At 69.4% G+C, this 15,874-nt stretch carries 11 protein-coding genes; 10 read left to right on the top strand and 1 reads right to left on the bottom strand.

Annotation, left to right across the window (positions count from 1 at the left end; genetic code table 11):
* Positions 1-159: 159 nt before the first annotated feature.
* The 8 genes from glf to ABEA62_RS04350 all read left to right on the top strand — a co-directional run bounded on the left by glf (position 160) and on the right by ABEA62_RS04350 (position 10,749).
* Positions 160-1,323 carry a UDP-galactopyranose mutase gene (gene glf, locus ABEA62_RS04385; RefSeq protein ID WP_286214545.1) on the top strand — a complete coding sequence of 388 codons (1,164 nt, stop codon included), beginning with the start codon at positions 160-162 and terminating at the stop codon, positions 1,321-1,323.
* The gene (locus ABEA62_RS04380) at positions 1,320-3,329 is read left to right on the top strand and encodes a glycosyltransferase (RefSeq protein WP_345378760.1); all 2,010 of its coding nucleotides are present in this window, start codon (positions 1,320-1,322) and stop codon (positions 3,327-3,329) included. Before glf ends, ABEA62_RS04380 begins: the two co-directional genes overlap by 4 nt.
* Positions 3,322-4,209 (top strand): ABC transporter permease, encoded by an 888-nt coding sequence (locus ABEA62_RS04375; protein ID WP_345378758.1) that lies wholly within the window; start codon positions 3,322-3,324, stop codon positions 4,207-4,209. Before ABEA62_RS04380 ends, ABEA62_RS04375 begins: the two co-directional genes overlap by 8 nt.
* Positions 4,210-4,211: 2 nt before the next feature.
* Positions 4,212-4,940 carry an ABC transporter ATP-binding protein gene (locus tag ABEA62_RS04370; protein ID WP_286214546.1) on the top strand — a complete coding sequence of 243 codons (729 nt, stop codon included), beginning with the start codon at positions 4,212-4,214 and terminating at the stop codon, positions 4,938-4,940.
* Between the two features lie 123 nt (positions 4,941-5,063).
* Positions 5,064-6,194, top strand: a complete 1,131-nt coding sequence (gene pdhA, locus ABEA62_RS04365) for a pyruvate dehydrogenase (acetyl-transferring) E1 component subunit alpha (protein ID WP_345378756.1) — start codon at positions 5,064-5,066, stop codon at positions 6,192-6,194.
* Positions 6,191-7,219, top strand: a complete 1,029-nt coding sequence (locus tag ABEA62_RS04360) for an alpha-ketoacid dehydrogenase subunit beta (RefSeq protein ID WP_286214547.1) — start codon at positions 6,191-6,193, stop codon at positions 7,217-7,219. Before pdhA ends, ABEA62_RS04360 begins: the two co-directional genes overlap by 4 nt.
* 10 nt (positions 7,220-7,229) lie before the next feature.
* A complete protein-coding gene (locus ABEA62_RS04355; protein ID WP_286214548.1) occupies positions 7,230-8,672 on the top strand; it encodes a dihydrolipoamide acetyltransferase family protein in 1,443 nt (480 codons plus the stop codon).
* Between the two features lie 226 nt (positions 8,673-8,898).
* Positions 8,899-10,749, top strand: a complete 1,851-nt coding sequence (locus ABEA62_RS04350) for a bifunctional copper resistance protein CopD/cytochrome c oxidase assembly protein (protein WP_345378752.1) — start codon at positions 8,899-8,901, stop codon at positions 10,747-10,749.
* A gap of 180 nt (positions 10,750-10,929) precedes the next feature.
* Here the strand turns inward: ABEA62_RS04350 and ABEA62_RS04345 are convergent, their stop codons facing one another.
* Positions 10,930-12,315, bottom strand: coding sequence for a UTP--glucose-1-phosphate uridylyltransferase (locus ABEA62_RS04345; RefSeq protein WP_286214551.1), 1,386 nt, complete (start codon positions 12,313-12,315; stop codon positions 10,930-10,932).
* A gap of 623 nt (positions 12,316-12,938) precedes the next feature.
* Here ABEA62_RS04345 and ABEA62_RS04340 point away from each other — a divergent pair.
* Together ABEA62_RS04340 and ABEA62_RS04335 are read left to right on the top strand one after the other, a co-directional pair.
* Entirely contained in the window at positions 12,939-13,496 is a 558-nt protein-coding gene (locus ABEA62_RS04340; RefSeq protein WP_286214552.1) for a DUF4190 domain-containing protein, read from the top strand.
* 373 nt (positions 13,497-13,869) lie between these two features.
* Positions 13,870-15,873: a putative bifunctional diguanylate cyclase/phosphodiesterase gene (locus ABEA62_RS04335; protein ID WP_286214553.1), complete on the top strand. Its 2,004-nt coding sequence runs from the start codon at positions 13,870-13,872 to the stop codon at positions 15,871-15,873.
* Position 15,874 lies beyond the last annotated feature (1 nt).

The raw sequence follows: 15,874 nt of genomic DNA, 5'->3' as shown, positions 1-15,874 counted from the left end.
GCGGGGGCGGGGACCGAGGACAATTCTAGGTGGCGACCGGCGCGCGGCCTCTCGTGACCACTGCGGGTCGTTTTGCGCGTCGTTTCGAGGCGCAGGTACCCTGACGCGTATCTGTGCGCACGTCCGTGTGCGCTCGACCAGACCTTGGGAGACAGGCACATGGCGGATGTCGTGGTGGTGGGCTCGGGCTTTTTCGGCCTGACGGTGGCGGAGCAGCTGGCCTCCCGGTATGGGGTGAAGGTGATGCTGATCGACCGCCGCCCTCACATCGGCGGCAACGCGTACTCGGAGCCGGAGCCGGAGACGGGCATCGAGGTGCACACGTACGGCACACACCTCTTCCACACGTCGAACGAGCGCGTGTGGGAGTACGTCAACCGCTTCACGGCCTTCACCAACTACGTGCACCGCGTCTACACGACGCACCAGGGTGAGGTCTTCCCGATGCCCATCAACCTGGGCACCATCAACCAGTTCTTCCGCAGTGCATACGGGCCAGAGGCCGCGCGCGCACTGATCAAGGAGCAGGCGGCGGAGCTTGGCGGCAAGGAGCCCGCCAACCTCGACGAGCAGGGCGTCAACCTCATCGGCCGCCCGCTGTACGAGGCCTTCATCAAGGGCTACACCCAGAAGCAGTGGCAGACGGATCCCAAGGACCTCCCGGCATCGGTCATCTCCAGGCTTCCCGTGCGCTACACCTACGACAACCGCTACTTCAACGACACCTATGAGGGCCTGCCCGTCGATGGCTACGCGGCGTGGCTCACGCGCATGGCGGACCACAAGAACATCGAGGTGCGCCTCGACACCGACTTCTTCGACGCCTCGCAGCCGTTCAGCAAGGCGGCCGTGGTGGGCCAGGTGCCCGTCATTTACACCGGCGCGGTGGATCGCTACTTCGACTATTCCGAGGGCGACCTGTCGTGGCGGACCATCGACTTCGAGCAGGAGGTCCTCCCCGTGGGCGACTTCCAGGGCACGTCGGTCATGAACTACGCGGATCCGGACATCCCCTACACGCGCATTCTCGAGTTCCGTCACCTCCACCCCGAGCGCGACTATCCCAAGGACAAGACGGTGGTCGTCAAGGAATACTCGCGGTTCGCGACGCGCGACGACGAGCCGTACTACCCGGTCAACACCGCCGCCGACCGTGAACGGCTCGCGACGTATCGCGACCTGATGACCGGGGAAAAGGATGTCTTCTTCGGCGGTCGCCTCGGCACGTATCAGTACCTGGACATGCACATGGCGATCGGGTCCGCGCTCTCGATGGTCGACAACAAGCTCGCCCCCATGTTCGGCGCCGAGGGTTCGCGATGACGGCGGTCGCACCCACGAGCCCGGTCGAGGAGAACTCCGTGACGCCGATGCGCGTGGTGGGCAGGGTGGTGCTGCCGACCGACTCGGATCCAGACACGCTCCCGCTTTACCTCGACCTCTCGAATGCGCGCGCCCCGCGCGAGGAGGAGGCCGAGTCCTCGAAGGCCACGACCGTCGTCACTCTCGACCAGGCGCCCGTGATCTCGCTCGCGGACTCCGACGTCAAGGTGACGGGGCGCCGGTCGGTGCTCCTTCACGAGCGTGCGCATGTGTCGTTCGCGACCTATTTCAACGCGTTCCCCGCCGCCTACTGGCGCCGCTGGACCGACGTCGACGCCGTGCGTCTCGACATCGAGCTGTCGGGCCCGGCGACCCTGGTGATCTACAAGTCCAACGCTCGCGGTCGCACCCAGCGCGTCGAACTCGTGGCCTCCGAGGGTGGCCACCAGGCCTTCGACCTCCCCCTGTCACCCTTCGGTGACGGTGGTTGGTACTGGTTCGACATCTACGCCACCGCAGGGGACGTCGAGCTCATTGCCGCACAGTGGAGCGTCCCGGAGTCGTTCGCGCGACAGCGCGGAACCGCATCGATCGCGATCACCACCTTCAACCGCCCCGACTATTGCGTCGCACAGCTGCATCAGCTGGGTGGCGACGAGATCCTTAAGGACGTCATCGACCGCGTCTACGTGATCGACCAGGGCAACCAGCTCGTGGCGGATCAGCCCGACTTCGCGGAGGCGGAGGCCGGACTGGGCGGGCGCCTCGAACTGATCCGTCAGGGCAATCTGGGCGGGTCCGGCGGGTTCTCGCGTGGCATGGCCGAGACCCTCGAGGCGGGCGACTCGCAGTACGTGCTGCTGCTCGACGACGACGTCCAGGACGAGCCGGAGGGCATCTACCGTGCCGTGATGTTCGGCGACTTCTGCCGGCGCCCCACGATCGTGGGCGGCCACATGTTCTCGATGCACGACAAGGCCGCGCTGCACGCGGCGGGTGAGCGCATCAACCCGTACACCTTCTGGTGGGCGGAGATGCCGGGGACCAAGACCGAGCACGACTTCGGGCACCGGCCCCTGCGCGCGACCCCGTGGCTCCACCGACGCATCGACGTCGACTACAACGGCTGGTGGATGTGCCTCATCCCCGTCGAGGCCCTGCGCGAGGTGGGGCTGTCGCTCCCGGTCTTCATCAAGTGGGACGACTCCGAGTTCTGCCTGCGCGCAGGCGAGGTGGGCATTCCTACCGTGTCGCTGCCCGGCGCCGCGGTGTGGCACGTGCCGTGGGTCGACAAGGACGACTCGATCGACTGGCAGGCGTACTACCACCAGCGCAACCGCTGGCTCGCGGCGCTGCTGCACTCCCCGTATCGCAAGGGTGGTGGACTGCCGCGCATGAGCTTTGCCGCGGACGTCAAGCACCTGTTGTCGTTGCAGTACTCCGCGGTGGAGCTGCGCCTCAAGGCCCTCGAGGACCTCCTTGAGGGCCCCGGTCACCTCCACGCGACCATCGGCACCAATCTCGGCGAGGTGCGGCGCATGCGCGCCGAGCACCCCGATGCCGTGGTGACCAAGGACCCCGCCGCGTACCCCATCACGCGTCGCCACCGGCCGGTCGCGAAGGGCCGCCTGCCGCATCGTCCCTCGAACCCGCTCGCGTTCGCGGCGTCCGCGGCGACCGGTGCGCTGCGCCAACTGCGACCCGTGCGTCCCGAGGCGCTGGACATCCCCGAGGAGCGCGTGGCGGCCGCCGCCGCGAAGTGGTGGCGCCTGTCACACCTCGACTCCGCGGTGGTTACCAGTGCCGACGGCACCGGCACGTCGATGTACATCCGCGATCCCAAGCGGTTCCGCTCGTACCTGCGTCGCAGCCTGCGTCTGCACCGCAAGGCAGTCGCCCGGTGGAGCCAGATGCAGCGCGAATACCAGGCTGCGCTGGGCCAGTTCACGTCTCCCGAGCAGTGGCGGGAAACGTTCGCGGCGAACGCCGTGGACGCGGATGACTGAGGCGGCTCTCCGCCCCCTGCCCGAGGGGATGGAGCGGCCTGGAATCGCGCGCGGACTCTCGAGCATCCTTGCGCATCGATATCTCCTCACTCTCCTGGTGCGCAAGGAGTTGCGCGTGCGCTACCAGGCCTCGGTGCTGGGACTCGCGTGGAGCTACGTCAAGCCGGGCGCGCAGTTCGCGGTGTTCTACTTCGTCATGGGAGGGTTCCTCAACCTCTCCCGGGCGCTTCCCCCCTTCGCGATCTTCCTGTTCTCGGGCATCGTCATCATCAATCTCTTCACCGAGATCCTGACGAACGCGACGCGGTCGATCGTGCAGAACGGGCCGCTGGTGCGCAAGATCTTCCTGCCCCGGCAGCTGTTCCCGGTGTCGTCAGTGCTCGTGGCGCTGGTGCACTTCCTCCCACAGCTCGTGATCCTGGTCATCGGTGCGCTGGCGACCGGATGGAGGCCGGACCTTGTCGCGGTGGGTGCCGCCCTCCTCGGCATCCTGGTGACGATCGCGCTCGCCCTGGGCCTCGGGCTCATCTTCGCCGCGGTCAACGTCGCGTTCCGCGACATCGAGAACACCGTCGACCTCATCGCGATGGTGGCCGTCTGGTTCTCGCCGGTGCTCTACTCGGTGTCCTTGGTGCGCGACCACTTTGGGCCCGACTCATGGCTCACCCACCTGTACATGGCCAACCCCCTCACGATCGCCGTCGAGCTCTTTCACCGCGCGTTCTGGTATCCCGCGGCCGACGTCACGCTCCGCGAGGAGGCGCTCGTGCCCGACCTCATGGCACGCGGCGGCATCGCCCTGGCGGCGTGCCTCGTGCTGCTCGTCGTGGGCGACCGGGTCTTCACGCGCATGTCGCGCAAGTTCGCGCAGGAGCTGTGACCATGAACCAGAGCATCGTCGTCGACCGCGTCAGCAAGCGCTTCACGATTCGTCACGTACGGTCCCTCAAGGAAATGGCCGCGCGCGCGGTGCGACGCCGCTCGGAGACCGTCGACTCCTTCGCGGCACTCAACGACGTCTCGATCACGATCAATGAGGGCGAGACGGTCGCGCTGCTGGGCTTCAACGGTTCGGGCAAGTCGACCCTCCTGAAGTGCATCTCTGGTGTCCTCACTCCCGACGAGGGGCAGATCGGCGTGCGTGGCCGCATCGCGGGGCTCATCGAGGTGGGGGCGGGCTTCCACCCCGACCTCACGGGTCGGGAAAACGTCTACCTCAACGGGGCGATCCTGGGCATGACCGAGGCTCAGATCGAGGAGAAGTTCGCCGAGATCGTCGCGTTCTCCGAGATCGAGGACTTCATCGATACCGAGGTGAAGTTCTACTCGTCCGGCATGTTTCTACGGCTCGCGTTCGCCGTCGCGGTCCACACGGATCCCGACGTCTTTCTGGTCGACGAGATCCTCGCCGTGGGTGACGAGCCGTTCCAGCGCAAGTGCCTCGACCGGATTCGCCTGCTGCGTTCCCAGGGCAAGACGCTCGTGATCGTGAGTCACGACCTCAACATGGTCGCTGACCTGTGCGACCGAGGGATCCTGCTCGAGCACGGCGTGGTGGTCATGGATGCCGAGCCGCATGCCGTGGTGCGGCGCATGCGTGGCGAGGAGTAGCGGCGACGCCCCTCCCCACCGTTTGCCAACCTACGGAGGCGTAACCTACGATTGCGTAGGTTAGGCCGGAGCCGCTCCTGCGTGTCCGGACCCCTGACGGCACTCAGGACGGAAGGACACGGCGTGGACGCACTGGGCCCGCTCTCCGACGAGGGACTCGTGACGCTACTCACCCACACGGGTGAGCGCGTCGAGCACCCCGACTTCTCCGCGTACGCCGCGGACCTCGACCCCAAGGCCCTGCGCGCGATGTGGCACCACATGACGGTGCTGCGCGGCTTCGACCTCGAGGCCACCAGCCTGCAGCGTCAGGGCGAGCTGGGCCTGTGGGTGCAGTCGCTGGGTCAGGAGGCCGCACAGATCGGCTCGGGCCACGCGCTGCGTCCCACCGACTTCGTTTTCCCGTCCTACCGCGAGCACGGCGTGGCGCTCATGCGCGGCGTCGACCTGCCCGAGATCCTGCGCCTGTTCCGCGGCCTCCAGCACGGCGCGTGGGACGCGGCGGCCCACGGCTTCCACCTTTACACGCTGGTGATTGGCGCCCACTCGCTCCACGCGACCGGATACGCGATGGCGATGGACCGCGACGGGCTCGTGGGCACCGGCGACCCCGAGCGCGACGGCGCGGTGGTCTGCTACTTCGGCGACGGCGCCACGAGCCAGGGTGACGTGAGCGAGGCCATGGTCTTCGCATCGGTCCACCACGCCCCCATCGTCTTCTTCGTCCAGAACAACCAGTTCGCGATCTCCGAGCCCACGACCCGGCAGTCGCGCGTGCCCCTCGCGCAGCGCGGCGCCGGGTTCGGCATCCCCGCAGTGCGCGTCGACGGCAACGACGTCATCGCGTCGTACGCCGTGACCCGCTGGGCGCTCGAGAAGGCGCGGTCGGGCGGCGGCCCCGTGCTCATCGAGGCCTTCACATATCGCATGGGCGCGCACACGACCTCGGACGACCCGACCAAGTACCGCACGCGCGCCGACGAGGCGTACTGGGCCGAGCGCGACCCCATCGCGCGTCTCGAGACCTACCTGCGCGGGCTCGGGGAGTTGGGGGACGATGCCGTGGAGGCCGCCCGCGCCGAGATCAAGGAGCTCGGGCGACGCACGCGCGAGACCGTCAAGTCGTGGGAGCGGCCCCCCGCGTCGACGATGTTCGACCACGTGTACGCCGAGCCCCACGCGACCGTCGAGGCGGAGCGCGCATGGTTCGCCCGCTTCCAGGGATCGTTCGTCGACGAGGAGGCCCACGCATGACCGCGACGTCACCCGCCACCATGACGATGGCAGGCGCGATCAACCGCGGCCTGCGCGCCGCGATGGAGCGCGACCCCAAGGTGCTGCTCATGGGAGAGGACATCGGCCAGCTCGGCGGCGTCTTCCGCGTCACCGAGGGGCTGTGGAAGGACTTCGGCCCCGACCGCGTCATGGACACGCCCCTCGCGGAGTCGGGGATCGTGGGCACCGCGATCGGCATGGCGATGCGCGGCTACCGGCCGGTCATCGAGATCCAGTTCGACGGCTTCATCTTTCCCGCGTACGACCAGATCACCACGCAGCTCGCGAAGATGCACTACCGCTCGCAGGGCCGCATCCAGCTGCCGGTCGTGATTCGCGTGCCCTTCGCCGGACACATCGGCGCGGTCGAGCACCACTCCGAGAGCCCCGAGGCGCTATTCGCCCACACCGCGGGCCTGCGCGTGATCTCGCCCGCGACCCCGCAGGACGCGTTCGACATGATTCAGCAGGCGATCGCCTCTCCCGATCCGGTGCTGTTCCTCGAGCCCAAGGCCCGCTACTGGGACAAGGGTGAGGTGAGCGAGTCGCGGGTGAAGGCCCAGCTCGACGCCCCGGGCGGGGCGTCGGCCGCCACCGCCGACATGTCGCGCGGCCGCGTCGCGCGCCAGGGCAAGGACGTGACGCTCGTCGCCTACGGGCCCACGGTGCGCCTCGCGCTGCAAGCCGCCGACGTGGCCGCGGCGGAGGGAACCAGCATCGAGGTGATCGACCTGCGCTCGATCTCCCCGCTCGACTCGGACACCGTGGTGAGGTCGGCCAAGCGCACGGGTCGCGTCGTGATCGTGCACGAGGCGCCCAGCACCTACGGCCCCGGCGCGGAGCTCTCGGCCCGCGTCACCGAGCAGGCCTTCTTCCTCCTTCACGCGCCCGTGCTCCGGGTCGGCGGCTTCCACACGCCCTACCCTGGGAGCAAGTTCGAGCACGAGTACCTCCCCAACCTCGATCGCGTGCTCGATGCCGTCGATCGCGTGATGACGCACTGAGAGGCCGCACATGCCTACCTTCGAGATCTTCCACATGCCGGACGCCGGCGAGGGACTGACCGAGGCCGATGTCGTCTCGTGGCGCGTCGCCCCCGGCGACACCGTCGAGGTCAACCAGCCGCTGCTCGAGATCGAGACCGCGAAGTCCCTGGTCGAGCTGCCCTGCCCGGTCGACGGCGTCGTGACGCGCATCCTGGTCGCCGAGGGCGAGACCGTCGAGGTGGGTGCCCCCATCATCGAGTTCGACGTGGATCCCGGCGGGGTCGCGGGGGACGATGCTCCGGTGGCCGAGGCGTCAGAGTCGCCCGTGGCGGCGGTCGCGCAGGCCGCGCCGGCCGCGCAGGCGGAGGCTGCCCGCGTCGAGCCCGCTCACACTCAGCCGGCCGCCACCCAGCCTTCCCCCACCCAGTCCGCCCCGGCATCGTCCCCTCAGGAGGACGGCGGCGCCGTCCTCGTGGGCTACGGGGTGAAGGCGGGATCCGCGCATCGGCGCGCCCGCAAGGAAGGTGCGCTCGACCCGATCGGCGGTGCCGGCGAGGCGAGCGACTACCCCGTGCTCGCGAAGCCGCCCGTGCGCAAGCTTGCGCGCGAGATGGGCGTGGACCTCACGACCGTGTCGCCGTCCGGGCCGGGCGGGCTCGTGACGCGCGAGGACGTCGAGCAGGCCGCGAAGTCGCGCGAGGTGCGCACGCTCGCGACGTACCCCGGCGACGACCAGCCGTGGCTGCAGTCGGGCTACTCGTCTGATGGCGGGCGTTCGACGCGCGTGCCGGTGAAGTCCGTGCGCAAGCGCACCGCCGAGGCGATGGTGAAGTCCGCCTTCACCGCGCCGCACGTGTCCGTGTTCCACACGGTCGACGTGACCGAGACCATGAACCTCGTGCAGCGGCTCAAGGCCGATCGCGACTTCCAGGACGTGCGCGTCACGCCGCTGCTCATCGTGGCGAAGGCGCTGCTGCTCGCGGTGCGTCGTCATCCCGAGATCAACGCGTCGTGGGACGACCAGGCTCAGGAGATCGTCTACAAGCACTTCGTGAACCTCGGCATCGCGGCCTCGACGCCGCGCGGGCTGCTGGTGCCCAACATCAAGGACGCGCACCGGCTCCCGCTGCACGAGCTCGCCCTCGAGCTGGGCGAGCTCACCGCGGCGGCGCGCGCGGGCAAGACCACGCCGGGCGCGCTCGCGGGTGGCACGATCACCATCACCAACGTGGGGCCACTGGGCATCGACACGGGCACGCCCATCCTCAACCCGGGTGAGGCCGCGATCCTGGCCTTTGGCGCGATCCGCGAGCAGCCGTGGGTGCACCAGGGCGAGATCACCATCCGCTGGGTCACGCAGCTCGCGCTGAGCTTCGATCATCGCTTCGTGGACGGAGAGCTGGGCGCGCGCGTGCTCGCGGACATCGGTCGCGTGATGAACGATCCCGCGCAGGGCCTCGTCTGGGGCTGACGCGGTCCTGCTTCGCTGCTCCTCGCGGCTCCGCCACACGGATTCGCGGCTCCGCCACACACGCGTCGGCGTGTCGGCGGCGTGTCTCGGTCTCAGTGCGGCGATCGGAGCCAGTTCGGGGTGCCTCGTGTGGCGGAGCCGCGAGAGGGCGGCCGTGTGGCGGAGCCGCGAGAGGGCGGCCGTGTGGCGGAGCCGCGAGGGATGAGACCGCCCTACGCTTGACCTCATGACTGTCGAGGCCTTCGTGACGCTCGCGGCCGGGGTGCGCGACCTGTCGATTGCGGCGACCGCCGGCGCGTTGCTGGTCATTGCCGTGGTGTTGCCGGCGGGCCACGCCGCCGCCGCTCGGGCGGGTCTGGTGGCGCGGGCCGGGTCCATCGCGTGGGTGATCGCGGCGCTCGCGCACTCGATGGCCTCGTACGCCTCGATCCGCGGCGAGCTCCCCGACGCGTCACGCTTCATCGAGGAGTGGTGGAGCTACTCGCTCTCCGTCGACCTCCTCGAGGCGTACCTGCAGGTGCTGGGCGCGGGGCTGGTGGTCTCGGTGCTCGCGACGCTCGTCCAGACTCCACGGCTCGCGATGTGGTCGCTGGTGCCGGTGGTGTGGGCGCTGGGCTGGCTCGCGCAGACCGGCCATGCGGCCGGTGCCGCCGACCACCACCTGGCCGTCTCCGCGATGGCGCTCCACCTGGCCGGCGCGACCGTGTGGACGGGCGTGATCGGGACGATGCTCGTGTTGCGTTCCCCCCTGGGCTCGCTCACGCGCGAGGCAATGGCCCGCGCGTCTCGCCTCGCGCTGTGGGCCGCGGGCCTGGTGGTGATCTCGGGAGCGGTGAGCGGCTGGCTGCGGCTCACCGCGGTGTCGGAGTTGTGGACCACCCCGTACGGGCGCCTGCTCGTGCTCAAGATCTCGCTGATGACGGTCGCGATCGCGCTCGCGGCCCTGCACCGCCGTGTGTACCTCCCTCGTCTCAGCGAGGCCGCCGTGCGCGAGCGCTTCTGGCGACTCATGGCCGTGGATGTCGCCGCACTCGTCGCGGTCATGGGCGTCGCCGCCGTCCTCGGGACCACCGCCCCTCCCGTGGACATCGTCCCCCTCAAGGAGCCCACCCCCGCCGAGTTCCTCACCGGATACCCCCTCCCGCCGGCTCCCACCGCCCTGACGTGGATTTCGCTATGGCGCTTGGAGATCATCACCGCGACGGCGATCGCCGCGGCCGCGCTGGTCTATGTGGTGTGGGTGGTGAGGCTGCGCCGACGTGGGGATGCGTGGCCGTGGCATCGCACCGCGAGCTGGCTCGCGGGGCTCGCGCTACTGGTGTGGGTGACCCAGTCGGGACCCACGATCTACGGCATGGTGACGTTCAGCGCGCACATGCTCGAGCACATGCTGCTGGTGATGGTGGTGCCGGTCGCGCTGACGTTCGGCGCGCCGGTGACGCTGGCGCTACGGGCGCTCCCGCCCCGCAAGGACGGTTCGCGGGGGCCGCGAGAGTGGATTCGCGCGATCGTGGAGTCGGGGTGGATGCGTTTCTGGGCCAACCCCATCGTGGCCGCCGTGAGTTTCGCGGGATTCCTCGTGGTGTTCTACTACACGCCGCTGTTCGAGTTCGCGCTGCGCAATCACGTGGGACACCTGTGGATGGTGCTCCACTTCACGATCGTGGGCTACCTCTTTGTCAACGCGCTCGTGGGCGTGGACCCGGGCCCGAGCCGCCCCGGCTATGCGCTCAGGATCGTGCTGCTGTTCGCGACCATGGCGTTCCACGCGTTCTTTGGAGTCGCGATCATGATGTCGACCGTGCTGCTTGCGCCGCGCTGGTTCGGGCTCATGGGTCGCGATTGGGGGCCCGATGCGATCACGGACCAGCAGTACGGCGGCCAGATCGCGTGGGGCATCGGTGAGCTGCCGGTGGTGCTGCTCGCGATCGGGATCATCGTCGCGTGGCGCAATGCGGATACACGCGAGGGACGCAGGCGCGATCGTCAGGCCGACCGCGACGGGGAGTCCGAACTCGCCGCCTACAACGCGATGCTCGCGAAGACCGCGGCCAGGGATGCGGACCTGGAGCGGTGATCGGGCCGGCGCGGTGATCGGGCCGGAGCGGTAGGCCGGCTGGCGGCACCTTGGCCGGCCCGACCTCATTCGCGGGTCGATCGGGAATCCGCCCGCTGATCGAGTCGCGGGCGCCCAGATCGCGTGCCGTTGCGGATCAGGCCCGCGTTTCGGGCCGCACAGGACAGCGCATCAGCACCGCTACCCCTCGAGAACCGTCCCGTCCGGGATCGTCTCCGGCTTGCCGGTGTCCTCGAGCGTGACCGCACCGCGACACACCACGCCGGCGCCGAAGGTCCAGTCGCCGCGCACCGTCAGCGACACCGCGTCCCTGAGCGACGGCGCCCCGTGCGGGAAGCGCGCATCGAAGCCCGACATCGTCTTGTAGAAGCGCGGGTCGAGGTCCACGAGCGGCGCGGGGGTGACGGCCACCCGCAGCGCGCCGTCGTCCTCGAGCGTGTACGCGTCGGAGCGCAGCAGCAGGAGATCGTTGGTGGTCTTCACGGGCAGGAACCTGTCGCGGCCCACCACGATCGCCGTCGCCCCCTCAAACACCTCGATCGCGGCGCCCATCGCGGTCTCGATCTGGAACACCTCAGGTGAGGAAGGGTCGGTCGGGTCGACGGTCTTGACGTTGCGGATGAGTGGCAGCCCCAGCACGGCGCCCCGCTCGACCAGGGCCGAGTGCAGGCGCTCGAGGTCGAACCACAGGTTGTTGGTGTGGAAGAACGGGTGATGGTGCTCGTCGGTGAAGAAGTGCATCTCCTCGGGCGCGGTCTGCGCGGTGTCGCGCAGAATCAGCCTGCCGTCTGACTTGCGAATCGCGAGGTGGCCGCCCTTGCGGTCGGCGGCGGTGCGGCGGCACAGCTCGGCGGCGTACGGCGCCCCTGACGCGGCGAACCAGCCGGCGATCGCGGCGCTCGGCACCGCGCCCAGGTTGTCCGAGTTCGACACGGACGCGTAGCGGAAGCCCTGGTCGAGCAGCGCCTTGAGCACACCGGATGCCAGGATGGCCGTGTAGATGTCGCCGTGGCCGGGCGGGCACCACTCCAAGGTGGGGTCCTTGGGCCACTCCACCGGCATGAGTCCGTCGACCAGCAGCTTGGGCTCGGCGTTCTGGAGGAAGTCGAGGGGGAGGCCGTCGACAGCGAGGTCGGCGTGCGCCGCGAGCGCAGCAAGGGAGTCGTCCTGCGTGCGGAAGCTGTTCATCAGCACAAGCGGCAGCCGCGCCCCCGTGGCCTCGCGGGCCTTGCGCACCTGGTCAACGATCACGTCGAGGAACGTCGCGCCGTCGCGCACCGGCAGGAGCGACTTGGCGCGGTCCATGCCCATCGACGTGCCCAGCCCGCCGTTGAGCTTGATGATCGCGGTGCGGGCGAGTGCCTCGCGCGCCGCCTCCGGATCCACCTCGAGGCCGTCGAGGCCCGGCGGGCTCGTGAGCGGCTCGATCGTGTCCTCGCGAATGAGCCCGGTCGCGCCGGCCTCCAGCTCCGCGAAGTAGTGGGAGAAGACGTCGATGGCCGTCTGGTCGACCCCGGCCGCCGCCATCTTGGACTGTGCTGCGATGAGTCCCGGTGCGATGCTCATGGGTCGAGCCTAGGCCGTCGCGGAGTGGGTCCTCTCCACAGATTTTGTCCACAGGTGTGTGTAAACCCAGCCGGCTCCGCACGCGACATGTGGATGACGGTGTGGGCGCGCATCGGCCCCCGAAACTGGCCTCCGTAGCGCTTGCGTGCACCCGGTGACACGAGTAGAAACGCCTCTAGCGAGAAGGTGCGCCACGCACCATCGGGGGGCAAGAGAGCGCTTCCCCGAACGCCCGGACCCGGGTCGCTTCCGCAGCGCGGACGCGGCCCCCGGGGGCGGGATGGGTGGTGGCGCGCCGGATCGGATTCCTCGGACAACGGCGGTCCATGTCCGCTGGCACGCACTGCGAGCCGGCGCGATCAGCGGGTGACGGCGCTGGGCGCGACGGGCCCGGGGAGTCGGCCGAGAGATCGTCGCCGTGGCCCGGCTTCGCGCCGGACCCGGACTCTCGTGCGACACGGCAAGGCCCCCCGGACCCGAATTCCGGGGGGTCTTCGCCATGTCAGGCGACGTGGTCGAGGGTAAGGACGGGCGCGACGCGGGCGTGGGAGCGACACGCGTGCGCGGGGACGATGCCCGGGGTGCGCGCGTGCCAGACTTTCAGTCACACCTCTGGAGGACTGATGACGGACACGCATGCGGCGCCGGCCGCCCACGTCGCGCCCCGCGAGCGTGGCGGCAATGGGGTCGGCATCGCCTCGTTCGTGACCGCATGCCTGGGCCTCGGGCCCGTGGCGATCGTGCTCGGCATCGTGGGGCTCGCGCGCTGGCGCTCGGGACGGGCGTCACGGCGCAGCTGGCCGCTCGCCGGCCTGGTGCTGGGGGTGGTGGCCACGCTCGTGGCGACCGGTCTTGCGGCGGCGGCCGCGCTGTCCGTGACCGCGCCGGCCGCGGTGACGGCGCGGGCCGAGCTTGATGTCATCGCGATCGGCAACGCGGTCGTGGACTATTCCGTGGCCCACCCGAACGGCCCGGCGCCCGCGGTGACGGCGACACCGGACGGGTACGAGGTGGCGGGAACATCCGTTCCCGCCGAACTCGAGGGGTCCTGGACGCCGCAGCTGCGGGGCACCACCGCGTACGACTGGTGCGTCGCCTTGGAGTTCGAGACCACCGACGGGATGGCCGAGGTGGGCTATTCGGCGAGTGCCGGGTTGGTTGCCGCATGCCCCCCGGCGTGATTCATCGCATACCGGACCTCGTACTTCTTCCCCTTGCGACCCCGGACGCGCGAAGATGGTTGAGGGTTGCGCCCCTTCGCCCGATAACACTCTTGACGATGGCCGCAATCCACTGCTCTCGGTCCCCTCAGTACTCGAGAGCTCCAGCGGGGGCGGCGTGTGCCGCCGTCATCGTCAGGAAAAGAGGAGATCTCATGAGCAAGTGGAACGCATTCCGTGACAACACGGTCGTCCGCATTTCCGCGAGCGCCGGCACCTTCGTGGCCGTCGCCGTGGTCGTCGGCGCCGGGTTTAAGTGGGTCTGAGTTCACCCACCGGTGAGGGCGGCGCGCGGAGCAGGCTCTTCGCGCCGCCCTCACTTCTTGCTGCCTATGTGGCGGTCGTATCGCTTCTAGGCTTCGCCGGAATCGGCTTCGTAATCGTGGCCAGCCCGTGGCGAGAGACCCTCGACGCGCTCGCGATCCTCCCCGTGATCTTCCTCGCCGTCGCGGCGATCACGGGCGAGGTGAAGCCCATTCGGCTCATCGGTGGGGACGGCGACGGTCGCACGTTGTCAACGTCAGCACCATTCATTCTTGCGTTGTTGCCCTTTGCGAGTGTGGGCATTGCCGTGCTCGTGCAGGCGACCGCGAGCCTTATTGACGATGCCCTGCACCGTCGCGAGCTCCGCAAGTCGTTGTTTAACACCGCGCAGTATGCGTTGAGTGTCCTCGCGGCAGGCGTGGTGTTCTCGTGGCTCGCCGGGGTTCCGTTCTTCCGTGGGCCCATGTCCATGGAGCCGGAGCACCTCGGTCCCTTGCTCGCGGCGGGCGCCGCGATGATTCTGGTCAACTGGCTCTTGGTCGCCGTGGCGATCTCGCTGTCCGTCGCTCAGCCACTGTGGAGGGTGCTCCGTGCCGACGCCCGCGACGTCTTCGTCACCAACGTGGTGCTGCTGAGCATCGGTGGCGTGGCCGCGGAAATCGCTGCCGACGGTGTGGGCGCGCTCACGATGCTCGTCGCCCCCGTCATCGCCGCACACCTCTTCGCGGCAGCCGCCGCGCGGCACGCGCACGCCGCCGCGCATGACTCCCTCACCGGCCTGCGCAACCGTGGGCAGCTCTACGACGAACTCGCGCGCACGCTCTCCGCCGCGCACTCTTCGCGCGCCGCGGGCCCCGGACTGGTCCTCTTTGACCTCGATCACTTCAAGGACTTCAACGACACACTGGGTCACCCCGTGGGTGACGAGATCCTGCGTCAGGTGGCCGACCGGCTCTCCGGGGCGGCCCCGGATGACGCGTCGGTTCATCGCTTGGGAGGCGACGAGTTCGCCGTGGTCATTCGCGACCCCTCGCAAGACGTCCGTGAGGCCGCGCAGGCCCTGCTGGCAGCGCTCGACACGCCCGTGCGCATCGGCAATCTCGAGCTCCTGGTCCGCGCGAGCGCGGGCGTCGCCATCGCACCCGACCACGGCGCGGACGGCGAGACGCTCATGAAGAACGCGGACATCGCGCTCTACCACGCCAAGCTCGAGCGCGACCGTATCAGCACCTACGCCCCCGAGTTCGACATCAATACGGTCGAGCGCCTGCGACTCCTCGCTGACCTCCGCACGGCCCTGGATTCCGACCAGTTGCACGTGGTCTACCAGCCTCAGGTCGACCTCCACGACCTGCACACGGTGGGTGTCGAGGCGCTCGTGCGGTGGGAGCACCCGGAGCGCGGCCTGGTCCCGCCCGACGAGTTCATTCCGCTCGCGGAGAACTCCGGCCTCATCTTCCCGCTCACCGCGCTCGTGCTCGACACCGCGCTTGAGGAGCTCGCGCGGTGGCGCGCCGCGGGCGACGAGATCCGCCTCGCGGTCAACCTCTCCGCACGTCACCTCTCCGACTCCGCGCTGCCGAGCCAGGTCGCCGCCGCACTCGCGCGTCACGACGTCCCCTCCTCCGCGCTCGTACTTGAGGTCACGGAGACCGGCATCCTGTCCGATCCCGCTCGCGCCGACCTCGTGATCCGCGAAGTCCGTGAGCTGGGCGTCGAGATCGCGATCGACGACTACGGCACGGGCAACGCGTCCCTCAGCTACCTCAAGCGCCTCGAGATCGACGAACTCAAGGTGGACCGCTCGTTCGTCAGCAGCATCGGCGACGACCGCCACGACCTCATCATCGTGCGCTCCACCGTGGCGCTCGCGCTCGCGCTCGGCCTCCGCGTCGTCGCGGAGGGTATCGAGGACGATGCAACGGTCGAGACCCTGCGCGGGCTCGGCAGGGTGATCGGGCAGGGCTACCACCTGGGCCGGCCCGGCGCGCCGGAGGAGATCAGCGCGCGGCTCGCGCGTGAGCGGACCGCGGAGACCACCCCCACCCCGACGCCCACGACGAGGAGTACCTGAC

It is taken from the genome of Demequina sediminis (assembly GCF_039545075.1).
Taxonomy (GTDB): Bacteria; Actinomycetota; Actinomycetes; order Actinomycetales; family Demequinaceae; genus Demequina; species Demequina sediminis.
Note: the sequence above shows the minus strand (reverse complement) of the source record. Positions and strands in the feature narration are given on the sequence as shown.